20 protein-coding genes are annotated in these 22,305 nt (G+C 72.6%); 12 read left to right on the top strand and 8 right to left on the bottom strand.

Annotation, left to right across the window (positions count from 1 at the left end; genetic code table 11):
* Positions 1–488 precede the first annotated feature (488 nt).
* The 7 genes from BUE43_RS09380 (at position 489) to BUE43_RS09350 (ending at position 12,818) form a co-directional block, all read left to right on the top strand.
* On the top strand, positions 489–5,111 hold the full coding sequence (locus BUE43_RS09380; protein WP_073481133.1) for a non-ribosomal peptide synthetase: 4,623 nt from the start codon (positions 489–491) through the stop codon (positions 5,109–5,111).
* A gap of 70 nt (positions 5,112–5,181) precedes the next feature.
* Positions 5,182–6,573 carry an aldehyde dehydrogenase family protein gene (locus BUE43_RS09375; RefSeq protein WP_073481131.1) on the top strand — a complete coding sequence of 464 codons (1,392 nt, stop codon included), beginning with the start codon at positions 5,182–5,184 and terminating at the stop codon, positions 6,571–6,573.
* A 104-nt stretch (positions 6,574–6,677) separates the two neighbouring features.
* Positions 6,678–8,051, top strand: a complete 1,374-nt coding sequence (locus tag BUE43_RS09370) for a lysine N(6)-hydroxylase/L-ornithine N(5)-oxygenase family protein (protein WP_073481129.1) — start codon at positions 6,678–6,680, stop codon at positions 8,049–8,051.
* Positions 8,048–8,845 (top strand): thioesterase II family protein, encoded by a 798-nt coding sequence (locus BUE43_RS09365; RefSeq protein ID WP_073481127.1) that lies wholly within the window; start codon positions 8,048–8,050, stop codon positions 8,843–8,845. The genes BUE43_RS09370 and BUE43_RS09365 overlap by 4 nt, the downstream gene beginning before the upstream one ends.
* The gene (locus tag BUE43_RS09360) at positions 8,842–10,326 is read left to right on the top strand and encodes an aspartate aminotransferase family protein (protein ID WP_083959521.1); all 1,485 of its coding nucleotides are present in this window, start codon (positions 8,842–8,844) and stop codon (positions 10,324–10,326) included. Before BUE43_RS09365 ends, BUE43_RS09360 begins: the two co-directional genes overlap by 4 nt.
* Positions 10,327–11,272: 946 nt before the next feature.
* On the top strand, positions 11,273–11,950 hold the full coding sequence (locus BUE43_RS09355) for a transglutaminase-like domain-containing protein (protein WP_073481122.1): 678 nt from the start codon (positions 11,273–11,275) through the stop codon (positions 11,948–11,950).
* A gap of 19 nt (positions 11,951–11,969) precedes the next feature.
* Positions 11,970–12,818, top strand: a complete 849-nt coding sequence (locus tag BUE43_RS09350; RefSeq protein ID WP_073481120.1) for a hypothetical protein — start codon at positions 11,970–11,972, stop codon at positions 12,816–12,818.
* Positions 12,819–13,025: 207 nt separating this feature from the next.
* On the opposite strand, the gene BUE43_RS09345 is transcribed toward BUE43_RS09350, so the two are convergent.
* The 3 genes from BUE43_RS09345 to BUE43_RS09335 form a co-directional block, all read right to left on the bottom strand.
* On the bottom strand, positions 13,026–13,439 hold the full coding sequence (locus BUE43_RS09345) for an ankyrin repeat domain-containing protein (protein WP_073481118.1): 414 nt from the start codon (positions 13,437–13,439) through the stop codon (positions 13,026–13,028).
* A gap of 88 nt (positions 13,440–13,527) precedes the next feature.
* A complete protein-coding gene (locus tag BUE43_RS09340) occupies positions 13,528–14,424 on the bottom strand; it encodes a universal stress protein (RefSeq protein WP_073482484.1) in 897 nt (298 codons plus the stop codon).
* Positions 14,425–14,584: 160 nt separating this feature from the next.
* Positions 14,585–15,451 (bottom strand): class II glutamine amidotransferase, encoded by an 867-nt coding sequence (locus BUE43_RS09335; RefSeq protein WP_073481116.1) that lies wholly within the window; start codon positions 15,449–15,451, stop codon positions 14,585–14,587.
* 206 nt (positions 15,452–15,657) lie between these two features.
* Here BUE43_RS09335 and BUE43_RS09330 point away from each other — a divergent pair, with 206 nt between their 5' ends.
* The gene (locus tag BUE43_RS09330; protein WP_143174065.1) at positions 15,658–16,644 is read left to right on the top strand and encodes a phosphatase PAP2 family protein; all 987 of its coding nucleotides are present in this window, start codon (positions 15,658–15,660) and stop codon (positions 16,642–16,644) included.
* A gap of 91 nt (positions 16,645–16,735) precedes the next feature.
* On the opposite strand, the gene BUE43_RS09325 is transcribed toward BUE43_RS09330, so the two are convergent.
* The 5 genes from BUE43_RS09325 to BUE43_RS09305 all read right to left on the bottom strand — a co-directional run bounded on the left by BUE43_RS09325 (position 16,736) and on the right by BUE43_RS09305 (position 19,841).
* On the bottom strand, positions 16,736–17,209 hold the full coding sequence (locus tag BUE43_RS09325) for a nucleotidyltransferase domain-containing protein (protein ID WP_073481113.1): 474 nt from the start codon (positions 17,207–17,209) through the stop codon (positions 16,736–16,738).
* A 136-nt stretch (positions 17,210–17,345) separates the two neighbouring features.
* On the bottom strand, positions 17,346–18,056 hold the full coding sequence (locus tag BUE43_RS09320) for a hypothetical protein (protein WP_073481111.1): 711 nt from the start codon (positions 18,054–18,056) through the stop codon (positions 17,346–17,348).
* Entirely contained in the window at positions 18,050–19,072 is a 1,023-nt protein-coding gene (locus BUE43_RS09315) for a WXG100 family type VII secretion target (protein WP_073481109.1), read from the bottom strand. The genes BUE43_RS09320 and BUE43_RS09315 overlap by 7 nt, the downstream gene beginning before the upstream one ends.
* A 2-nt stretch (positions 19,073–19,074) precedes the next feature.
* Complete coding sequence (locus BUE43_RS09310; RefSeq protein WP_073481107.1) at positions 19,075–19,395, bottom strand: hypothetical protein; 321 nt, start codon at positions 19,393–19,395, stop codon at positions 19,075–19,077.
* The gene (locus BUE43_RS09305; RefSeq protein WP_073481105.1) at positions 19,395–19,841 is read right to left on the bottom strand and encodes a YbaB/EbfC family nucleoid-associated protein; all 447 of its coding nucleotides are present in this window, start codon (positions 19,839–19,841) and stop codon (positions 19,395–19,397) included. Before BUE43_RS09305 ends, BUE43_RS09310 begins: the two co-directional genes overlap by 1 nt.
* Positions 19,842–20,260: 419 nt before the next feature.
* Here BUE43_RS09305 and BUE43_RS09300 point away from each other — a divergent pair, with 419 nt between their 5' ends.
* From BUE43_RS09300 to BUE43_RS09285, 4 genes are all read left to right on the top strand, one after another.
* Positions 20,261–20,542, top strand: a complete 282-nt coding sequence (locus BUE43_RS09300) for a metal-sensitive transcriptional regulator (RefSeq protein WP_073481103.1) — start codon at positions 20,261–20,263, stop codon at positions 20,540–20,542.
* Between the two features lie 176 nt (positions 20,543–20,718).
* The gene (locus BUE43_RS09295; protein ID WP_073481101.1) at positions 20,719–21,000 is read left to right on the top strand and encodes a metal-sensitive transcriptional regulator; all 282 of its coding nucleotides are present in this window, start codon (positions 20,719–20,721) and stop codon (positions 20,998–21,000) included.
* A gap of 35 nt (positions 21,001–21,035) precedes the next feature.
* Positions 21,036–21,245 (top strand): heavy-metal-associated domain-containing protein, encoded by a 210-nt coding sequence (locus tag BUE43_RS09290; protein WP_073481099.1) that lies wholly within the window; start codon positions 21,036–21,038, stop codon positions 21,243–21,245.
* Positions 21,246–21,255: 10 nt separating this feature from the next.
* The gene (locus tag BUE43_RS09285) at positions 21,256–22,218 is read left to right on the top strand and encodes a hypothetical protein (RefSeq protein ID WP_073481097.1); all 963 of its coding nucleotides are present in this window, start codon (positions 21,256–21,258) and stop codon (positions 22,216–22,218) included.
* Positions 22,219–22,305 lie beyond the last annotated feature (87 nt).

Here is a 22,305-nt window from a genome sequence, read left to right as displayed (position 1 = left end):
TCCCAGGTGTCGGCGCGCGGGGCGGGAGAGAGCGCTCACAGGGTGTCGTGACCGTGCCGTCGATCACAGTTATACGAGTATAGGCAAACCGTCTTCGTTCGCTCTGTCACCCGATCGGTGCAAGCGTCGTGCCCTCGTGCGTCTGTTAGCGTGAGCGCGCGGCCAGGCGATTGAATTGTGTTGTGTCGCCGATAGTTGGGGGTCTCGTTGAGCCGTTTGACGAACGGCGCGCTCGCGCGCTCGCCGAGTGACCGGCGAAAACCGAACACATGCTTGCGCGGGAAAGTTGTCGGGCGGCTCGGGTGGGAGTCTGTCGTTTTCCTTTCTGAATAGACGTTGAGAGACGCTGTTTGTCGCACGGCGCCGAGGCCGGTGTCACCTGTTCGCACGCGTGCGTTTTCCGCAACGCGGGCGGCCGGGTGCCGGCTGTGGGGGAGGGGCGGTCGCCGGCGCGCGGTCCCGTCCGAACCGACCGGTGGAGGAATGCGATGGGCGCCCAGGCGGGGATCGAGGACATCCTGCCCCTGTCGCCGCTGCAGGAGGGCTTGCTGTTCCTGGCGCTGTTCGACGAACGGGCCCAGGACGTCTACACCATGCAGCTCGTCCTGGAGCTGCGCGGCCCGCTCGACGCGCGGGTGCTGCGGACCTCGGCCGAACGGCTCCTGCGCCGGTACCCCAACCTGCGGGCCGCCTTCGTCAGCGAGGGCGTGCCGAGGCCGGTGCAGGTCGTGCCGCGCGCCGTCGTCCCGCACTGGCGGGAGCACGACCTGTCCGGTCACGCGCCGGCCGACCGGGAGCCGGAGTTCGACCGGGTTCTGGACGTCGAGCGGGGCCGGCGGTTCGACCTGGCGAACCCGCCGCTGGTCGAGTTCGCGCTGCACCGGTTCGACGACGAGCTGCACCGGCTCGTGGTCCACGCCCACCACATCCTCCTCGACGGGTGGTCGGTCCCCCTGCTGGTGCGGGAGCTGTTCGGCATCTACGCGCGGAACGGTCTCGACGCGGACCTGCCTCCCGCACCGCCCTACCGCGACTACCTGGCCTGGCTGGGTCGGCAGGACCGGGCGGCGGCGGAGGACGCGTGGCGGACCGCGCTGGCCGGTCTGGCCGAGCCGACCCTGCTCGTGTCGGCCGACCCCACCCGGGTGCCGACCCGACCGGAGAAGGTGGAGGTGGAGCTCGACGGGACCGCCACCGAGCGGCTCGCCGGCCGCGCCCGCGCGCACGGCGTCACGGTGAACACCGTCGTGCAGGCCGCGTGGGGTCTGTTGCTGGCCCGGCTGACCGGACGCGACGACGTCGTGTTCGGCGCCTCGGTGTCCGGCCGGCCCTCCGACGTGCCGGGCGTGGAGTCGATGATCGGGCTGTTCACCAACACCCTGCCGGTGCGACTGCGGGTCCGGCCCGAGGAGAGTGTTTCCGCGCTGCTGCGCCGACTCCAGGCCGAGCAGGCGGCTCTGCTGCCGCACCACCACCTCAGCCTCACCGACGTCCAGCGGGCGGCCGGGCTCGGCGAGCTGTTCGACACCCTCGTGGTGTTCGAGAACGCGCCGCTGATCTCGGAGAGCCTGGAGCGCGACCACGCCGCCGGCGCGCTGCGGGTGCGGGGGCTGGCGAACCGCGACGCGACGCACTACCCGCTGACGCTCGTGCCGCTGGTGGTGCACGGCCGGTTGCGGCTGGGCCTGGAGTACCAGGCGGACCTGGTGGGTCGGGAATGGGTCGAGCGGACCGCGGCGCGGTTGCTGCGCCTGCTCGACGGGATCGTCACGCACCCGGACGCGCCGGTCACCGAACTCGACCTGGTGTCCGACGAGGAGCGCCGCCGGCTGCTCGTCGACTGGAACGGCGCGGATCTCGCGGTCCCCACCACCACGCTTCCTGCGTTGTTCCAACGCCAGGTCGAGCGCACCCCGCACGACACGGTGCTTGTCTTCGAGGATGAGGAGCTGACGTACGCGGAGCTGAACCGCCGCGCCAACCAGCTCGCGTGGTGGCTGCTCGACCTGGGCGTGGGGCCGGAGGACGTCGTCGCGCTGGTCCTGCCGAGGTCGGTGGACATCGTGGTTTCCCTGCTGGCGGCGCAGAAGGCGGGTGCGGCCTACCTGCCGGTCGACCCGGACTACCCGGCCGACCGCATCGCCTTCATGCTCTCCGACGCCGCGCCCGTCGCACTCCTGACCACCGCGGAGATCGCGGCGTCCCTGCCGCCGGTGGCCGGCCTTTCCCCAGTGGCACTGGATTCGCCGGAGCTGCGGGCGGACCTGGCCGGCCGGTCGGACCGCGACCCGACCGACGCGGACCGCCGTCTTCCGCTGTCGCCGACCAACGCGGCCTACGTCATCTACACCTCCGGCTCGACCGGCACGCCGAAGGCGGTCGTGGCGACGCACCAGAACGTGGTGAACCTGTTCCACAACCACCAGGAGCACGTCTACGGGCCGGCGAGCCGGGCGGTGGGCGGGCGTCCGCTGCGGATCGGGCACGGCTGGTCGTTCTCCTTCGACGCCTCCTGGCAGCCGTTGGTCGGGATCTTCGGCGGGCACGAGATCGTGTTGCTGTCCGACGAGGTGCGCGGGGACCCGCGTCTCCAGGTCGCGGTGCTGCTCGACCGCGGCGTGGACTTCATCGAGGTCTCGCCGTCCTACTTCGCGCAGCTCGCCACCTCCGGCCTCGTCCGGGACGGACGGTGCCCGCTGGCCGTCCTCGGGGTGGGCGGCGAGGCGGTGCCCGCCTCGCAGTGGGCCGGGATGCGGGCCTTCCAGGGCACCGAGGCGTACAACTTCTACGGCCCGACGGAGTGCACTGTGGACTCCGTGGTGGCCAGGGTTGCCGAGACCGACCGCCCGGTGATCGGTCGGCCCATCGCCAACACCCGGGTTTACGTGCTCGACGCGGGACTGCGCCCGGTACCGCCCGGTGTGGCCGGAGAGCTCTATGTGGCCGGAGCCGGTGTCACGCGGGGATATCTGCGGCGTGCCGCGCTGACCGCGCACCGCTTCGTCGCCGATCCCTTCGGCCAGGCCGGTTCCCGGATGTACCGCACCGGAGATGTGGTGCGGTGGACCGAAGACGGCCGGCTCGACTACGTGGGCCGCGCCGACGACCAGGTGAAGGTCCGGGGATTCCGCATCGAGCCGGGGGAGATCGAGAAACTCCTGGAGGAGCACGCCGAGGTCTCGCGCGCCGCCGTCGTGGTGCGGGAGGACCAGCCCGGCGTCCGGCGGTTGGTGGCCTATGTGGTTGGCGCTGTCGGGGTCGACGGGGCGACACCGGCCGCCGGCGCGTTGCGCGACCACGTGGCCGCCGCGCTGCCGTCGCACATGGTGCCGGCCGCGTTCGTCCCGCTGACCGCGCTTCCCCTGACCACCAACGGAAAACTCGACCGCAGGGCGTTGCCCGCGCCCGACCTCGCCGAGCTGGTGGGCGGCGGGGAGCCGGAGACGCCGCGAGAGAAGGTGCTCTGCGAGCTGTTCGCCGATCTGCTCGGCCTGGCGCGCGTCGGGGTGGACGACGACTTCTTCGAGCTGGGCGGAGACAGCATTGTCTCCATCCAGCTCGTCTCGCGGGCCCGCGCCGCGGGTCTGGCGATCTCGCCGAGGGACGTGTTCCAGCGGAGGAGCGTTCGCGAGCTGGCGACGGTGGCCGGCGAGGCCGGGGACCGGACCGCCGACGCTGCCGATACCGACGCCGCTACCGCCCTGGGCGAGCTCGCCCCCACGCCCATCATGCGGTGGCTGGCCGAGACGGGCGGCCCGTTCGACCGCTACTCCCAGTCGAACCTGCTCGTCGCGCCGGCCGGACTGGACCGGGACGGGTTGGTCGCCGCCGTGCGCGCGGTGCTGGACCGGCACGACGTGCTGCGCGCCCGGCTGGTTCCCGGCGCCGACCGGGACGACTGGCTGCTTGACGTCCGGCCCGTGGGGACGGTGCGGGCGGAGGCGGTGGTCCGCCGCGTGGACGTGGCGGGTCTGGACGGCGACGGCCTGCGCGCCGCGATCTCCGCGCAGTTCGCGGAGTCCCTGGGCCGGCTCGACCCGGCCGCCGGTGTCATGGTCCAGGTCGCCTGGCTCGACGCGGGACCGGAGGCGGAGGGCCGGCTGCTCGTGACCGTGCACCACCTCGTGGTGGACGGTGTCTCCTGGCGGATCCTGTTGCCCGATCTGGCCGCCGCGTGGGCCGCCGTGCGGGAGGGGCGTCCGGTCGAGCTGGAGCCGGTCCGCACGTCGTTCCGCCGCTGGGCCTCGGCCGTCCACGAGGCGGCCCGGCGGCCGGACCGGGTGGCCGAGTTGGACTGGTGGAAGTCCACTCTGGACGGTCCGGACCCGGTGCTCGGCGACCGGCCGCTGTCGGCGGGGCAGGACGTCTCGGGAACGGTCGAGGACCTGACGCTGCACCTGCCCGTGGAGCGCACCCGGCCCCTGTTGACCTCGGTCCCGGCGGCGTTCGGCGTCGGCGTCAACGACGTGCTGCTCACCGCGCTGGCCCTGGCCGTCGCGCGGTGGCGACGCCGGCGGGGCCGCGACGAGGGCGACGGCTCGGTGCTGGTGGCCCTGGAGGGCCACGGCCGGGAGGAGCGGCTCGCCGGTGAGGTCGACCTGTCCCGCACCGTCGGCTGGTTCACCAGCGTCCACCCGGTGCGGCTGGACGTTGGCGGGCTGGACCTCGACCAGGCCATGGCCGGCGGCGAGGCCGCCGGCGAGGCGCTGGACCGCGTCCGGCGACACCTGGCGGCGGTTCCGGACAACGGCGTCGGTTTCGGCCTGCTCCGGTACCTCAACCCGGAGACCGCGCCGGTCCTGCGGGCCCTGCCCACGCCCCAGATCGAGTTCAACTACCTGGGCCGGTTCGCCACCGGCGAGACCGCGCGCTCCGAGTTCCGCCTCGCCGAGGAGAACGCGGAGCTGGGCCACGGCGTGGACCCGGACATGCCGGTCGGCTACGCCCTCGACGTCAACGCCTACGCCCTCAACCACGCCGAGGGGCCCGAGCTCGTCGTGCGCTGGTCGTGGCCGGGCGCGTTGCTGCCCGCGTCGGCCGTGCGCGAGCTGGCCGAACTGTGGTTCGCGGCGTTGGGGGCCCTGACCGTCCACACCGGCGGCCGGGAGTGAGGGGGACGCCCGGCGGGCGTGCCCCGCGTCCGCCGGCCCGAGGCGCAGGAGAGAGCCGGGAGAGGCCACAGTGGTAGCGGAAGCTGTTGGACGGGCGGTGGAACGGGCGCGCGCCGCCCAGGCGGAGGCCGCGCTCTGGTCGCAGCGGCGGGTGGACGAGGTGGTGGCCGCCGTCGGGTGGCAGTGCTACCGGGAGGACAACGCCCGGCGCCTGGCGGAGCTGGCGTACCGCGAGACCGGGTTCGGCAACCCCGAGGACCTGTTCCGCCTGCACCGCAAACGGGTGCTGGGCACGATGCGGGACGTGCACGGCGCGACCACCGTCGGCGTCGTGGAGGACGTGCCGGAGCTGGGGTTGCGCCGGCTGGCCAAGCCGCTGGGCGTGATCGCCGTGGCCAGTCCGGCCACCGCGCCCTGTTCCGGGGTGGCCGGCAACGTCATCCCGATGCTCAAGACCCGCAACGCGGTGATCGTCAGCCCCAACCCGAGGGCGCGGCGCTCGGCGGCCGAGACGGTGCGCCTCGTCCGCGTGGCGCTGGACGGGGTCGGCGCGCCGGTGGACCTGGTGCAGTGCCTGGAGATTGGCGGAAGAGAGGCCGTCACCGCGCTCATGTCGGCCGCGGACACCGTTGTCGCCGCGGGCGGGGCCGGAACGGTGCGCAGGGCCTACGAGAGCGGCACACCGGCGATCAGCGCGGGCGTGGGCAACGCGACGGTCATCGTGGACGAGACCGCGGACCTGGCCGCCGCGGCCGAGAGGATCGCCGTCGGCACCAGCTTCAACCACGGCACGTCCTGCTCGTCGGAGAGCAACGTGTTCGTCGAGGAGACGGTCGCCGGGCAGTTCCTCGCCGAGCTCGCCCGGCGCGGCGGCCACCTCTGCGACGCCGCCGAGGCCGACCGGCTGCGGCGGGCCCTGTGGCCGGACGGCACGTCGTTGAACCGTGAACTGGTGGGCCGCTCGGCGGTGGTCATCGCGGCGGGCGCCGGCATTCAACTGTCCGATGTGGACGGTACTGCCGTACTCGTCGTCCCGGTCGCGGACGCCCACCGGCCCGATCCGTTGCTCACGGAGAAGTTGACGCCGGTGCTGGCCGTGCTGACCTACCGCGGGTTCGAGGCGGCCGTCGCCGGGGTCATGGCCGTGCTCGACCGCAACGGCCGGGGCCACAGCTGCGGCATCCACACGAGCCGCCAGGACCGCGTGCTGGCGCTGGCCGAGCGGATGCCGGTGGCCAGGGTGATGGTCAACCAGACGACGTTGTCCAACAGCGGCAGCTTCGACAACGGGATGGCGTTCACCCCCACCGTGGCCAGCGGAAGCTGGGGCGGGTGCAGCCAGTCGGAGAACGTGACCTGGCGGCACTTCCTCAACCACACCGTCGTCTCCCGCCCGATCCGCTCGGTCACGCCGGACGAGGCCACCCTCTTCGGCCCGCACCGGGATGTCCGCGGCAGGTGACCACGACGCCCGTCACGCTTGCGGGCCGGTGGAGACGCGGAGCGGCGGACCGCCGGTGGAGGGGGACCAGTGGCGTCGGAACCTGGACGGGGAGTGAGGACGTGATGTCGCGACCGGAGAGTCCGCCGTACGACGTGGTGGGAATCGGCTTCGGGCCGGCCAACCTCGCGCTCGCCATCGCCGTGGAGGAGCACAACCGGCAGGCCCCGCGGCACGACGAGCTGCGCGCGCTGTTCCTTGAGCGCCAACCCCGGTTCGGCTGGCACCGCGGGATGCTCCTGCCCGGCACGACGATGCAGGTGTCCTTCCTCAAGGATCTGACCACGATGCGCGATCCCGCCAGCAGGTTCAGCTTCCTGGCCTATCTGCACGAGCGGGGCCGCCTGGCGGACTTCGTCAACCACAAGGCGTTGTTCCCGTCCCGCCTGGAGTTCCACGACTACCTTGTGTGGGCCGCCGGCCAGCTCGCCCACCTGGTCGAGTACGACCGCGAGGTGGTCGACGTGCGACCGGTCGAACGGGACGGCGTCGTCGACAGCGTCGACGTGGTCGCCCGCGCCGCCGACGGGACGCTGACGACGCGCCGGGCGCGCAACGTCGTTGTCGCGGCCGGACTCCGGCCGTTCCTCCCGCCGGACCTGCCGAACTCCGACCGGATCTGGCACAACTGCGACCTCCTGCCGCGCCTGGAGTCGCTCACCGCGCGGAAGCATCCGACGTTCGTCGTCGTCGGCGCGGGGCAGAGCGCCGCCGAGACCGCCCAACACCTGCACAGCCGGTTCGCCGACGGGCACGTCCACGCGGTGTTCGCGCGGTACGGCTACGCGCCGGCCGACGACAGCGCGTTCGCCAACCGGATCTTCGATCCTGGTGCGGTGGAACACTTCTTCGAGGCGTCCGACGACGTCAGGCGGCTGTTGTGGAACTACCACAGGGGCACCAACTACTCCGCGGTCGACCTGGACCTCATCGACGAGCTGTACCGCAGGGAGTACCAGGAGAAGGTGCGGGGCGAGCGGCGGTTGCACGTCGTCAACGCGTCGCGGGTCGTCGACGTGCGGCCGGCCGAGGACAGCGTCCGGGCCACCGTGGAGTTCCTGCCCAGCGGGGCGTTGAGCGTGATCGAGGCCGACGCGCTGATCTTCGCGACCGGGTACCGCCCGGTCGATCCGCTCACCGTCCTCGGCGCCGTCGGCGAGCTCTGCCTGCGCGACGGGGAGGGCCGGCTCCGGATCGAGCGGGACTACCGGGCGGTGACCGTGGAGTCCGTGGCGGCCGGGATCTACGTCCAGGGAGCGACCGAGCACACGCACGGCATCGGCTCGACCCTGTTGTCCAACGTGGCCGTTCGGGCGGGAGAGATCGTGCGGTCCCTGCTCGCCGCGGCGGACCCGGCCCCCGCACCGGATTCAACCGCCGGGCCGGACGAGGTCACCGGGCCCGAGCCGAGGATCCGGGCGCGGCGGGGTGTCGGATGAGCGGCGCGAGCACGTCCGCTCCGGGGCGGAGCGGGTCGCTCCGGGCGTTCCGCCCGCGCCCCCTGGCCCGACGGCGCCTGGTGTGCTTCCCGCACGCGGGTGGCGGTGGCGGGTTCTTCCGCTCCTGGCTGGACCTGGTGCCCGCCGACGTCGAGCTGGTGGCCGTGCAGTACCCCGGCCGCGAGGACCGGACGCGAGAGGCGTTCGTCTCGGACATGGCGGAGCTGGCCGACGCGGTCGCCGAGGACCTCGCGCGGGACCTGACGCGGCCGTTGGTGTTGTTCGGACACAGCATGGGCGCCTCGGTGGCCTACGAGGTCGCGCGGCGACTGGCTGCGCGGCGGCCGGAGGCGGTCGAGCTGCTCGCCGTGTCCGGACAGGTCGGACCGCGCGAACAGCGGCGCACCCCGGTGGAGCACATGACGCACCGGCTGGACGACGAGCGGTTCGGCCAGGCCCTCGCGGAACTCGGCGGCACCCCAGCCGAGGTGTTGGCCGACCCGGAGCTGCGCGCGCTGCTGTTCCCCGTGGTGCGCAACGACTACCGGTTGATCGAGTCCTACGAGCCCGCGCCGGCGCCACCGCTGTCGGTGGACGTCCTGGCCCTCATCGGGGATCGGGACGAGGGCGCGGACCTGACCGCCGTCAGCGCGTGGGCGGACGCCACGACCGGGCGGTTCCGGCTCCGGGTGTTTCCCGGGGACCACTTCTTTCTCGTGCCACACCGCCGCGAGGTCGTCGCCGCGATCGTCGGGTGGATCACTGGAAGCCGTGGAGGTGACGGGCGGCCATGAGCAGCGACCAGCGCGTGTCCCTGCGCGAATCTGCTTGTACGACGGGAGATTCGCGCGCCCAGGATGACAATTCCCCGCAGGACGGCGCAAGTTCGGGCGTCTCCCCGCGCCCCGCGGAGCGCGGGGACGCCGAAGTGGCGGGCAGCGAACGAATTCTCGCCGACGACCAGGAGCACGTGTTCCGCGGTTGGGCGCGGCAGGTCGGCGCGAGCTCGCTGGCGGTCGTGGGGGCCGAGGGGTGCTGGTTCTGGGACCACGACGGGAACCGGTACCTCGACTTCGCGTCGCAACAGGTCAACATGAACCTGGGGCACCAGCACCCCCGACTGGTGGCCGCGATCAGGGAGCAGGCGGGACGGCTGTGCATGGTCGCGCCGCAGTTCGCGGTGGACGTGCGGGGAGAGCTCGCCCGGATGATCGCCGAACGCGCTCCCGGCGATCTGGACAAGGTGTTCTTCACCAACGGCGGGGCCGAGGCGGTCGAGCACGCCGTGCGGATGGCGCGGTTGCACACCGGACGGCACAAGGTCCTTTCGTGCTATCGCTCTTACCACGGTGCGACGGCTGGCGCACTCACACTGACCGGTGATCCGAGGCGGTGGCCGAACGAGCCCGGAATCCCCGGTGTGGTCCACTTCTTCGGCCCGTACCCCTACCGATCCCCGTTCCACGCAACGGACGAGCGGCAGGAGTGCGAGCGCGCCCTGGCGCATCTGGTCGAGGTTGTCCAACTCGAAGGGCCGGGCACCGTCGCGGCGGTGTTGGTGGAGACGGTCGTGGGCACCAACGGGGTTCTCCTGCCGCCCGACGGATACCTGGCCGGGCTGCGGGAGATCTGCGACCAGCACGGGATTCTGCTCGTCTGCGACGAGGTCATGGCCGGCTTCGGACGCGTGGGCGAGTGGTTCGCCGTGGACGCGTGGGGCGTCACCCCGGACCTGATCGCCTTCGCCAAGGGGGTGAACTCCGGGTACGTGCCGCTGGGCGGTGTCGTGGTGTCCCGGCGGGTCGCCGGGACCTTCGCGGACCGCGCCTATCCCGGTGGGCTGACCTACTCGGGACATCCGTTGGCCTGCGCCGCGGGAGTGGCCTCGATCGAGGTGTTCGAGGAGGACGGCGTGCTCGACCACGTGCGGCGCATGGGTTCCGAGGTCGTCGCGCCGTCGTTGCGCGCCATGGCCGATCGGCATCCCTCGGTCGGCGACGTCCGGGGTCGGGGCCTGATGTGGGCGCTCGAACTGGTGCGCGATCGGGGAACCCGGGAACCGTTGGTGCCGTTCAACGCGAGCGGGCCGGCCGCCGAGCCGATGGCCCGGGTGGCGGCGGCCTGCCGGGCCGAGGGGGTCTGGCCCTTCGTCCACATGAACCGCCTGCACGTCGTGCCACCACTGGTGATCCGGGAGGCCGAGTTGCGCCGGGGTCTGGCCGCGGTCGACGTCGCGTTGGACGTCGCGGATTCGTACTATTCGGGCACTCCCTAGCCGCTTCGCGCGACGGCGTCGCACGCCCGCGTCCACCCCCCCAGCGGGGGCGGGACGCGGGCGTGCGACTGTCCCCGGCGGTGGTCGGTGTGCTGTTCCCGGCTCGTGCGGCGCCTCGCGCCACCGGCCTCCACCAGCACCTCGGCACTCCACTGTGGACTTTCTGACCGGGTCGTGCGATCAGGTTTGATTGCGCTGGAAAGTTGTGGACGCGCCGGTGCGACACCGGTTTTCCGTTCTGGACAAGGACGTCGAGCGAGGGGGCACGGAGTTGGCCATGGCGGTGGAGCCCGACGTGCGGCCGCGCGGGTCGCGGCGGTCGGCGCGGAGATTTGATCAAGGCGTTGCCCGGGTTGGGGAAGGCGTTGCCCGGCGGGGACTGGGAACCACGACAACCGCGTTGGCGAGCACGGCCAGAGCGTCGGCGCGGGCTGGCGCGACGGGGCGCGCATCCCGTGTCGGCCGAAGCGATTCCGGCGCGCGGGGTGTCCGAAGGGGGCACGGGGCGCGCTGCGACTGGTGTTCGCCGAACCGGGGAACCGGCCCGAGATTGATCTTCTGCCCACTATGTACGTCCGCCCGAGAGTCCCGTCATCCCGTCCACTCCGGCGGCCCCGAGGGCCGCGGTGGACGAAAACTCTTCTGCCGCAACGAGAACATGACGACCAATTTGCCTATAGCCAAGCTACGGGTGTCCGGGAGTACCGTGTTCTCAGCGCTGTTCGCAGTGTGCGTCTCGGTGGCGAAGGCACCCGGCGGGGCACGGACCGGAACAGGAACCACGCGGTGCCGTCACCGCGCCCCGACCCGGAAGACCCCAGCCAAACAGACACCAGCCAAACAGACGCCCGGCGGACAGGCGCGACCGCATCGCGAGAGTCCTCGGCCCAGGCTCGGGTGCGGGTGTCCCGCAGGAAGCCGAGCCGTCCGATGTGGAGGAGACCCCATGAGGGAGAAGAAGTTCGCCAACGCGTCCCAGCCCACCGAGTTCCTGGACTTCGACACCCGGGAGGTGCGCCGGTTCGTCCGGGGCGTCGCGCCGGACCACGCGAGCCCGCGCGAGCGCGCCGTGCGCCTGTACCAGGCGGTCAGGGACGGCATCCGGTACGAGATCGACGGCGTTGACCTGTCACGAAGGGGGCTGCGCGCGAGCGCCGTCCTGCGTCGGGGGCAGGGCATGTGCGTCCACAAGGCCGTGCTGTACGCGGCGGTGCTGCGCGCCGCCGGAGTGCCGAGTCGGCTCGTGCTCACCGATGTCCGGAACCACCTGAGCAGCCAGCGATTACGCCTGCTCCTCGGTGGGGACGTCCTGCACTACCACTGCCTGACGTCGATGTGGTTGGACGGTCGGTGGATCAAGGCGTCGCCGGCGTTCGACCGCGCGACGTGCCGCGCGCTCGGCATCACCCCGCCGGAGTTCGACGGCCGCTCGGACGGACTGCCCCACCCCTACGACTCGCGGGGCCGACAGCACATGGAGTTCCTGCGGTTCTACGGGGAGTTCGTCGACCTGCCCTACCGGATGGTCATCGAGGGATTGCGCGCCGCGCACCCGATGCTCTTCGCCGACCATGCCGTCCTGGCCCGTTCGGCGCCGGTGAACGTCGCCGGTGGCCGGAACTGAGCGCGGACGGGGTGGGGTCATGCGAATCAAGATCTGTGGCGCGGTCAGGACCGCGGACGTCGAGCTGCTCGCCGGGATGGATGTCGACCTGGTCGGGCTGCGACACGGGATCGGGGGCGCCAGGGGCGGTCTCCGCACCGTCCATCCCGGACGGTCGGAGCTGGCGGCCGATGCCTTCCTGCGACTGTCGGCCCACGTCAGGGCGACCCGGCGGCTGCGGCCCGTTCTGGTCACGACGGTGCACGACGTGGCGTGGTTGCACGACGTCCTCGCCCGCTCCCGCGTGCGGTGGGTGCAGCTGCACGGACACCAGTCGCCGGGCGCGGTGCGGGCGCTCAAGTCGGCCTTCCGCCCGTGGGAGGAGCCGGTGACAGTGGTCAAGGTGCTGCGCGTCCGGAATGGGGACTGCCTGGAGCGCGCGCTCGTCGCCGACTACGAACGGGCCGGCGTCGACCTGTTCCTGATCGACGCCGAGCCCGGCGGCGGCCAGTCCGGCCAGGGGCAGCAGTCCCCGACCGAACCCGTGCTGCGGGTGGCCGACCGGCTGACCCGGCCGTTCCTCCTCGCCGGTGGGACGTCGGCCAGGAGGGACACCGAGCTCGCCCCGGTGGTCCGGCACCCGTTGTTCCACGGGATCGACGTGGACGGTGAGACCAGGGTCGGGAACGGCGGGCTGCACCCGGAGCGGATCGAGGCGGTGCGCCACGCCTGGCGCACGCACTGGGTCAAGGAGTGGATGACGCCGCGCCGCTCGGCCGCGACCGGCCGGTTCGAGGTCGCCGACCCGGTTCCCGCCGCGCCCGTGCCGCTGCCCTACGGCGTCCGCGTTCCGTTCCTGCCGAGGGGATGCGCGCGTCAGGCCGTCTAGACGACACCGGGTCGATCCACACCGCGCCAATCCACGCGGTGTCGATCCACACAGTGTCGATCCACGCGGTGCCAATCCACACAGTGCTGATCCACCCAGCGCTGGTCCAGCCAGCGCTGGTCCGCACAAACGCCGGGCGAGCCAGCGCCGGTCGGCACAGTCCGAACGGCGCTGTCCGGTCGGGTCCGTCTCGTGGGATCTTCGGCGTCAGCCCTCCGCGCCGAAGAGCCGGAGAAGGTCGTCCCGACCGAACATCCGGGCGGTGTCCACTGCGGAGGGCTGACCCGCCGACGGGTCCGCCCCGCCGTCGAGCAGCGCCCGGACCACCTCGACCTCGCCCTTGAACGTCGCGCCGGCCACCGGGGTCTGCCCCCGGTCGTTGGCCCGGTTCGGGTCGGCGCCCCTGGCCAGCAGCGCGGCCACCGTCTCGGCGTGGCCGTGGTAGGCGGCGAGCATCACCAACGTGTCGCCCTTGTCGTTGGTGAGGTTGGCCGGCACACCCGCGTCCACGTAGGCCGCGAGCGCCGAGGTGTCTCCCGTGCGGGCCATCCCGAACAGCTTCGCCGCGAGCGCCAGGACCTCGGGGTCCTCAGTGGGGTCGGTGGGGTCGGTGGTTCCCATGTCCCCCAGCCTCGCACACCGGTCCGACACCGGCCCCCGATCACCGCGCCGGGCCGGAAAGCGTCACAGCGGCCCCGCGGCGGGGCGCTCAGGTGTGCCGCAGGACCGCGACCGGGCAGTCGGCCCGGTTGAGCACCGCGTGGCTCACCGAACCGAGCAGCGCCCTGCCGAGGGCGCCCCGGCCGTGGCTGCCCACGACCAGGAGGGCGGCGTTCGCCGCGGCCTCCACCAGCGCCTCGATCGGCCGCTCGGTGGTGACCAGCCGGTGGACCGGGACGTCCGGGTGGCGCTCCTGGAACCCGGCCAACGACGCCGACAGCAGCTCGGTCGCCTCCGAGCGCACCTCGTCCCAGTCGAAGTCCCACACCCGCACCGGGGCCAACGCGTCCAGCGGCAGGTCGGCCCAGGCGTGCACGGCCACCAGCTCGTGCTCGTGCCGGCTGGCGAAGTCGAAGGCGAAGTCGATCGCGCGGTGGCTCACCTCGGAGCCGTCGACGCCCACCACGACCCGGCGGCCCAGCGCCTCGGTCGGCGGCGTGGCCCCGGCGGGCAGCACGATCACCGGGCAGATGGCGTGCCGCACCAGCTCGGCCGCGGTCGAGCCCAGGAGCACCCGCTCCGTGGCGCTGAGCCCGGCGTGGCCGACGACGACCAACTCGGCGTCCCCGCTGGCGCCGCTGAGGACGTCCACCGGGTCGCCGACCGCGATCCCGGTGGTCACGGCGAGCCCCGGCCGGGCGCCCCGGCACTGGTCGGCCACGTCGGCCAGCGCGCCCTCGACCCACTCGCGGACCGGCTCCTCGGCCACCACCCCCGCCGGCAGCCGCAGCCGCATCTGCTCGACCACGGGCCAGTGGAAGGCGTGCAGCAGGTGCAGCGACCGACGCCGGCTGTCCGCCTCCGCCGCGCCCCACAGCGCGGCCTGGCGGGAGATCTCCGAGCCGTCGAACCCCACGACGACGGCCCCGTGCACCGGAGCGGACATGGCGACCTCCATCCCGCGCCCGCCGGCCCCCGCGAACACCTCGGGCGCCGTCACCCCGCTCGTGGGCGCGGTGGGAGCTGCGGGCGTCCCGCGGGGACATCGTCGCCCCGCTCGCCCCGGCCCGCAGGGCGACCGCCGGGGCGGCCCCGCGCGGTTGGCGTCAGCGGGAGATCTCCAACGGTCGCGTGTGGACCTCCCCGCCCCGCCTGGCGATCACCAGGGTGTTCGGCGGCACCTCCACCCAGTGGTGGCTGTAGTGCAGTTCCAGCGGCTCCGAGACGATGATCGTCGCGTGCTCCGGCACCGGGATCTCGTCCCCGCCGGCCGCGCGCAACGCCGCGGCGCCCGCGTTGTAGTACAGGGTCTTCGCGGTGTCGTCCGAGGCGTACCGCCACGCGTAGATCGTCTCGCCGTCGGTGGTCGCCCCGGTGCAGCGGAACACGCCGTCGACGTGGTGCTCGCGTTGCGCCCGCTCCACCCGTTCGATCATGCGGGTCAGCGCCCCGGGCGCGTCCTCGGTCAGACCGTGGGACAGCGCGAGGAAGAAGCACGTCTCGGTGTCGGCGTCGCCCTGGATCTGCGGGTAGAGCTCCGGATCGACGTCGAAGCGCAGGTCCCGGGACACGCGGGAGAACCCCTCGATCTCGCCGTTGTACTGCCACAGCCAGCGCTGGCAGGAGAAGGGGTGGCAGTTCTCCCGCGAGATCGTCCCGCCGTAGGCGGCGCGCACGTGGGCGAGGAACAGCGGAGAGCGCACCTGCTCGGCGATCCGGTGCAGGTTGTCGTCGTTCCACGCGGGCCGGATGTCCCGGTACTGGCCGGGGAAGTCGCGTTCGCCGTACCAGCCGAGGCCGAACCCGTCGCCGTTGGTGGGCAGCGCCTCGTCCCGGAACATGCGGGTGGTCGGGGAGTTCGGCACGTAGTTCTGCCTGGCGAACATGCTCTGGTCGATCAACGAGTGGTTGGGCCGGACCACGAGCGTGTCCAGGAAGATCGGTTCGCCCGAGTAGGCCAGCCACCGGCACACGGTCCCTCCCGACTCCGACCGCCGTGCGGGACAGTCTCGTCGTCACCGTCCGGGAGCGCGCTCCGAGGACGACCGCGTCTCCCACACCACCGCCGGCCGTGTCGCTCGACAGGTTGGTTGTCGAGCGGCCGAGCGTCCTTCGTGGACGCGGGGGTGACGGCGGCTGGTTAGCCTGCCGGTCAGGCGGGCGCCAGGGGGTGATGACGGTGCTGGTGGAGACGACCCCGGACCGCGGGCTCGGCGGCCACCCGTTGACGGTGCGCGCCGTCTGGGGGGTGGTGGCCGGTGTCGCGGCCGCGGTGTCGGTCTACCTCGTCGCGGTGTGGACGAGCGCCGGTCAGCGGCTGGAGAACGTCCCCCTGGTCGGCAGGACCTCGGGGGCGGGGGAACGGGCCGCCGCGTCGCACGCGATGGAGAGCGTCACGGTGCTGACCCTCGGCCTCGCCGTGGGGCTCGCGCTCACCATCGGCCTGCTGCGCGGCCGGATGGCGCTCGGGGTCGGCTCGGCGACGGTGGTCGTCGGCTCCGCCGGGCTGGCCGAGGGCCTGCGGTTCCTGCTCGACCGGCCCCACCTGGACTCGGCCGCCGGCCGGGACCTCGACCCGAACAGCCTGCCGAGCGGTCAGGCCGCCGTCGCGACGGCGATCTGCTGCGCCCTCACCATGGTCGTCCCGCAGCGGCACCGGATCACCACGGCGCTGCTGTCCGCCTGCTGGGCGGCCGGGATGGGGGCCAGCACGGTCACCACGCGGTGGCACCGGGCCAGCGACGCGCTGGCCGCCGACCTGCTCGCGCTCACCGTCGCGTGTGGCGTGGTGGTGGCGCTGCTCGTCCGCCGGCCCTCCGCCAGGGTCGCGCTGTCCCGCCGGGAACGGATCATGTGGAACAGCGTCGCCCTCGCCCCGCTGGGCATCGTGGCGCTGGGCGCGTTGGTGCTCGGGGCGGGACTGGGCGTCGCGGCGCTGGAGGTGCTCGGCGACACCGGAACCCCGCCGTCCTCGGCCGTGACCCTCGCGCTCGGCGCGGGCCACAGCCTGGCGATCTCCGGCGCCGCCCTCGTGGCGTTCGCGTTCCTGTTGGTCGTGGAGGGACTCGAACTGGACGTCCCGGCGCCCGCGGCCAGCCACCCGAGCCCGGCGTTCCCGCCCCCACCGCTGCCGTTCCCGCCGCTCCACCCGGAGAACTACCTGTGACGCCGGCCGACCGGGCGTGATGCTGACCGGCGCTGGGAAATCCGCTCCCCGTCGCCGCGCGGCCCGGTTTCCCGCCGGATCACCGAGAACTTCACCGGTTCCCGCCTTCGCGGCCCGCCACGGCGCGGCAGGTCCCGACCAGGCGGGCCAGCAGGCCGTGCGGGTCGTGCAGCGCGCGGAGGCCGTCGGTGATGACCCGCAGCGTGCCGGCGTCCACCGCCGGCTCGGTCGCCGCCCAGTCCGGGGTCGCGAAGTTCAGCTCCACCACCAGTCCGGTCGCGCGGTGGCGCAGTCGCCGCTCCGCGACCGGGCCCCACTGCCGCGCCCGCAGCGGCGGCAGCTCCAGGGTGCCAGGGAATCGGTTGGTGCCGTCGGTGTACCAGGACAGCCGGGTGGTGAGCACCATGATGTCCACATCGGACTCGGCGGTCGCGTGCCCCGGAGACCGGGCGTGGGAGCCGACGAGGGCGAGCGCCCGGATGTCGGACCGCTGGCCCGCCCATGCGCGCAGTTCCTCGGTCACGCCCTCGACCCGGGCGTGGAGTTCGGCGGGGTCCGCGCTCACGACATCTCCTTCCCACGACTGGTGTTCCCCGCGGTCGCCAGACCCCGGGGAAACCGTTGGCGGCAGAAGAAAGGACGTCCTGCGCGGCGCCGGGTGAATCCCGGCGCCGCGCAGGACGTCCCCGATGTCCTTGCCGTCAGGCGGTTTCCGGACCCGCCATGGCGATCGCGCCGGCCACGTCGGTCTGGAGCCGGGCCCACGAGCCGTCCCCGAAGTGGAGCTGGAGGTGCCGCGGCCCGTGCTGGAGGTTCGGCACCAGCGTGGGCTTCCACCGGTCGATCCGCACCAGTTCCGCCCGGCCGACCTCGAACTCGGCCACCAGCGCCGCGTCCTGCGGCCGTTTGGTCAACGGTGGACGGCGGACCTCCCGCACGGCCTCCACCGCCGTGTTCTTCAGGAACTTGCCGAACTGGCGCAGCCCCTGCACGCCCCGCACCGACTCCGGTTCGTGCAGGCTCGCGGAGAACTCCTTCATCGCGTCGCCGGTGTCGCCCTGGAGGTCCCGCAACCGCAGGACGGCCACGCGGTGGGACGTGACGACGAGCCACGCGTTGCGCTGCCGCGCCGCGCGGTAACACCCGACGGCGAGGCACGTCGCGTGCGGGCCCGTGACGGCGACGCTGTGCCCGGCCACGCTGTCGTCGGGCAGGACCGCGTCCATGAACCCGTCGGCGATCCGGCCGCCCACCGGCCGTTCGTTGCCCTCGGCGTCCAACCCGGGAACCCGGAAGCGCTCGTTGTCGATCGGTCCGCAACCGGCCGTCGCGAGCAGGGTGTCGCCCCGCAGCCAGGTCCGCGTCGCGAGGTCGCGGACGAGACCGGCTTCCTCCTCCGTCGGGATTACCAAGTGAACCCACGCTCCATGTTGCCCTGGTTGCGGTTGTTGCGCTGTTGCTTGCCCGTAGCGTACTCACCGGCCTCGGTCAGGGCCTGGTCCGTCGCCAGCTCGCTGCCGCTCTGCATCGCCGTCTTGCCGGCCTTCATCCCGGTCAGACCGGTGGCGCCCTTGACCACGAGCCGCATGGGGTCGCCGTAGGTCCGGACCGCCCTGGTGACGCCGGTGGCCTTGAGCGCGGCGCGGACCCAGATGTTCTGCGCCTTGATCAGGTCCTGGATGGTGGTGGACAGCCGCTTGAGCGCCTGGAGGGCGCGCACGAGCCACCGCAGCGCCTTGCTGATCGCCATCAGGATGCGCGACAACGTGATGCTGACCCGGGCCACGGAGGTCGCCCACGCGGCGGCCACCGAGGCGCCGAAGGAGATCGCGCTCGTGGCCAGCGCCGCCAGCCAGGTGATGATCAGGCCCTCGACGAACTCGCGGACGATGTCCACGAGGATGTCCCACAGGCCCTCGAAGAAGTCGGCGACCTGGTCCAGGTGCTCCTTGAGCTGCTTGCAGCAGTCGGCCAGCGAGCGCAGTCCCTGTTGGAACTCCTCCTTCTGCTTGGCCTGCGCCTGGGCGGCCGGCCCCTCCCAGTGTGCCGCCAGGCCCTCCTGCTCCCGCGCGTCCTGGTCGGCGAGCTGGTTGACGAACTCCGCCATCTTCTCCCAGCCCGCGCCGGTGGTCCGCATCTGCTCCGGGTCGCCGGTCACCTGCTCGAACAGCGGCCGGAACGGGGTCATGCACCACTCGACGAGGAAACCGAGCCCGTTGTCCCAGAAGCTCTGCATCGGGTGGGACAACAGGTCCTGCACGTCCCGCTTCGCGCCGACGCCGGCGACGAAGACCTCGGGCAGCGACGAGGCGTCCTGGAAGTTGCTGATGCTCTCCTTGGCCTTGTCGTAGCTGTCGACCGCGTCCACCTTGGGGCCGCTGGACTGCCACGGGTCGGCGCGCTCGAAGAACTGCTGTCCACTCGTCACTGTTACGCACCCGACCCTTCGGCGCCCTTGCTGAACATCTCGGCGAATCCCTGGTCGACAGCGGTGTAGGTCTCGGTGCTGTCGTCGAGGCGGTCGGCCGCGGTGCGCAGGAACTCCGCCGCCTTGCGGATGTTCTCCTCGACCTTGCTGACCATGTCGTCGTAGCCGGTGAAGAAACCGGCCTGCTGGCCGATGAGGCCGAAGCAGTCCTCGGTGGCCCTGGCGCGCTGCACCTGCTCGGCCAGCGCGTCGATCACGTCCGCGCGCTCGCGCTCGTACCGGGCCTTCGCGCTCAGCGCGGCGGGCTTGAGGGTGAAGTCCATCAGAAGTCGCTCCTCAGGACGGTCTGCTCGCTCAGGTCGTCGTCATCGGACTGCTGGGCGGCGGCGGGTCGGGGCGCCGCCGGCCGGTCGGACAGACCGGGGACCGGGGGCACCTGGGCCTGGGCGGCGGCCATGGCGTCGTCGAACCGGTCGCCCACGAAGGGCCGCACCGCCTCCTCCAGCTTCGCGGCGGCGTCCGCGTTCGCGCGGTGGATCGTCTCGACGATCGCCGCCTGCAACCGGCGCGACCCCATCTCGACCGCGCGCTCGTGCAGTTCCAGCGACACCAGCGCGCCGCCGGGAGCCACGGTGGCGGTCACCATGCCGTCGGCGCTGCGGGCGTTGCCCCGCGCGCCGCCGATCGCCTCCTGCAGAGTGGTCGCCTCCCGGAGCATCCGTTCGTTCTCCTCGAACGCGCTCCGCAACCACTCGTCGGCGCTGCTCATCGTCCTTCCCCCATCTCAGTGGTTCTCGGGCCTGTGCCTGCAGCTTGGCAGAGGGCACCACCCGGATGGGGGAGAGCCGGGGGACTCTGTGCATTCGCACCCACCTGCCCGGTCGGCGGTGTCCGTTTGGTCCAGATGGCCCAGCGATGGCTGTTCGTCGCTCTCGTCCCCGATGTGCCCCCCGGGGGGCTGACCACGGAGCGTCGTGATCACGTCGGCGTCGGGGTGGGACGCCGGGGCGGGAGCCGGAACACGGCGCTCCGGAGGGGAAATCCACCGCCGACACCGGGTTGTCCACTTTGGAGGGAACTGTCCCGGACGGGACGTTTGGCCTGATGGGTCCGGTCGAACGGCTTTTGACGGGAGCGGTACCCGCGTACCGTACGGCGGAGCGGAACGGGGAGGACGGGAGCCGGGGCATGCACGGTTACACGGCTGGCAAGGACGATTACCTGAAGCGGTTGCGGCGCATCGAGGGTCAGGTGCGCGGGTTGCAGCGGATGATTGAGAACGACGAGTACTGCATTGATGTTCTGACGCAGATCTCGGCGGCGACGAAGGCGTTGCAGGCGGTGTCGTTGGGGTTGGTGGACGAGCACCTCCGGCACTGTGTCGCGCAGGCGATCGCCGAGGGTGGTGAGGTGGCTGACGCGAAGGTGCGGGAGGCCAGCGACGCGATCGCGCGTCTCGTGCGTTCCTGATCCACGCGTCTCCCGGAGGGGCCCCGACCGCATCGGTCGGGGCCCCTTCCGTGTTCCTGCCCCGTGTAGCGCCGGTCACGCGGGGGAACCCCTCCCGGGTACTTGACCTACCCTTACCCCCCAGGGGTATAAATGTCCGGTCCGGACGGACCGGACGACGAGGGAGGGAGGCGGGCGTGCGCGGCTACAGCCAGGAGAAGGATGACTACCTGAAGCGGTTGCGGCGCATCGAGGGTCAGGTGCGCGGGTTGCAGCGGATGATTGAGAACGACGAGTACTGCATTGATGTTCTGACGCAGATCTCGGCGGCGACGAAGGCGTTGCAGGCGGTGTCGTTGGGGTTGGTGGACGAGCACCTCCGGCACTGTGTCGCGCAGGCGATCGCCGAGGGTGGTGAGGTGGCTGACGCGAAGGTGCGGGAGGCCAGCGACGCCATCGCCCGCCTCGTCCGCTCCTGACCGACCGTCCACTCCCCATTCCCCAGGAGGCGATCATGACCACGACCACCTACACCGTGACCGGTATGACCTGCGGTCACTGCGCCAGCTCGGTGAGCGAGGAGGTGCGCGCGATCCAGGGCGTCAGCGACGTCGCGGTGGACGTGGCCAGCGGCCAGGTGACCGTGACCAGCGCGGCGCCGCTGAGCGACGACGACGTGCGCGCCGCCGTCGAGGAGGCCGGCTACGCGCTGGCCGCGAGCTGAGCACACGGCGATGAACACCGCAGCGAAGCTGTCCGCCTACGGCGCGGCGCTCGTGCTCGTGTTCGCCGGAGCGTGGGCGGCGGGCTCCGCCGCCGGACCGCTCACCGTGGGGGCCGGGGCCGAGCCCGGCCCCCACGCCCCCGGCGGGTCGGCCGGCATCCAGCCGGACGGCCTCGCCTCGGCCAGGGACGGCTACACGTTCGTGCCCGAGCGCACCACGCTCACTCCCGGCGTCGCCGAGGAGTTCGCCTTCCGCATCACCGGTTCGGGTGGCGCAGCCGTCACCCAGTTCGATGAGGCGCACGAGAAGCGCATGCACGTCGTGCTCGTCCGGCGGGACGGCGCGGCGTACCAGCACCTGCACCCCGAGATGTCCGCCGACGGCGTCTGGCGCGTGCCGGTCACGGTGCCCGCCGCCGGCAGCTACCGGGCCTTCGCGGACTTCGTGCCGCGCGGCGGCCAGGGCGTCGTGCTGGGGGTCGACCTCCAGGCGCCCGGCGCCTACAACCCGGTCGTGCCGTTCCCGACCAGGGCGGCCGAGGTCGACGGCTACCGGGTGGAGCTCGGCGGCGACCTCCGCCCCGGGCACGCCTCCCGGCTCACCCTCGACGTGACCAGGGGCGGCCGCCCGGTGGCCGACCTCCAGCCCTACCTGGGCGCGTACGGGCACCTCGTCGCGCTCCGCCAGGGCGACCTGGCCTACCTGCACGTGCACCCGGACGGCACGCCCGGCGACAGCCGCACCGCCCCCGGCCCGCAGGTGACCTTCTTCGCCGAGGTGCCCACGGCCGGCACCTACCGGCTGTTCCTCGACTTCAAGCACGGCGACGTGGTGCGCACGGCGGAGTTCACCGTGGCCACCCGGGGCGAGGAGCCCCCGCCGCGAACGCCCGCCGCCGGAACGGAGAGGCGTGGTGACCAGCGACCAGACTCGGGCGACCAACACCGTGACCAGCACGGCGGCCACGGGTAACCCCGGGGCGGGACCGACCAGCCCGGCGGCACGCCGGGGCACGACCCAGCACACGCGCACGGACGACAGGGAGGACGCGGTGAGTTC

The sequence above is a fragment of the Streptoalloteichus hindustanus genome, assembly GCF_900129375.1.
Taxonomy (GTDB): Bacteria; Actinomycetota; Actinomycetes; order Mycobacteriales; family Pseudonocardiaceae; genus Streptoalloteichus; species Streptoalloteichus hindustanus.
This window is presented reverse-complemented; position numbering and strand designations above follow the sequence as displayed.

Coding starts and splice junctions, on each gene's coding strand:
- BUE43_RS09370 (WP_073481129.1), top strand. CDS start 6,678: ATGTCGCGACCGGAGAGTCCGCCGTACGACGTGGTGGGAATCGGCTTC.
- BUE43_RS09300 (WP_073481103.1), top strand. CDS start 20,261: ATGCACGGTTACACGGCTGGCAAGGACGATTACCTGAAGCGGTTGCGG.
- BUE43_RS09290 (WP_073481099.1), top strand. CDS start 21,036: ATGACCACGACCACCTACACCGTGACCGGTATGACCTGCGGTCACTGC.
- BUE43_RS09365 (WP_073481127.1), top strand. CDS start 8,048: ATGAGCGGCGCGAGCACGTCCGCTCCGGGGCGGAGCGGGTCGCTCCGG.
- BUE43_RS09355 (WP_073481122.1), top strand. CDS start 11,273: ATGAGGGAGAAGAAGTTCGCCAACGCGTCCCAGCCCACCGAGTTCCTG.
- BUE43_RS09340 (WP_073482484.1), bottom strand. CDS start 14,424: ATGTCCGCTCCGGTGCACGGGGCCGTCGTCGTGGGGTTCGACGGCTCG.
- BUE43_RS09285 (WP_073481097.1), top strand. CDS start 21,256: ATGAACACCGCAGCGAAGCTGTCCGCCTACGGCGCGGCGCTCGTGCTC.
- BUE43_RS09380 (WP_073481133.1), top strand. CDS start 489: ATGGGCGCCCAGGCGGGGATCGAGGACATCCTGCCCCTGTCGCCGCTG.
- BUE43_RS09360 (WP_083959521.1), top strand. CDS start 8,842: ATGAGCAGCGACCAGCGCGTGTCCCTGCGCGAATCTGCTTGTACGACG.
- BUE43_RS09305 (WP_073481105.1), bottom strand. CDS start 19,841: ATGAGCAGCGCCGACGAGTGGTTGCGGAGCGCGTTCGAGGAGAACGAA.
- BUE43_RS09350 (WP_073481120.1), top strand. CDS start 11,970: ATGCGAATCAAGATCTGTGGCGCGGTCAGGACCGCGGACGTCGAGCTG.
- BUE43_RS09310 (WP_073481107.1), bottom strand. CDS start 19,395: ATGGACTTCACCCTCAAGCCCGCCGCGCTGAGCGCGAAGGCCCGGTAC.
- BUE43_RS09345 (WP_073481118.1), bottom strand. CDS start 13,439: ATGGGAACCACCGACCCCACCGACCCCACTGAGGACCCCGAGGTCCTG.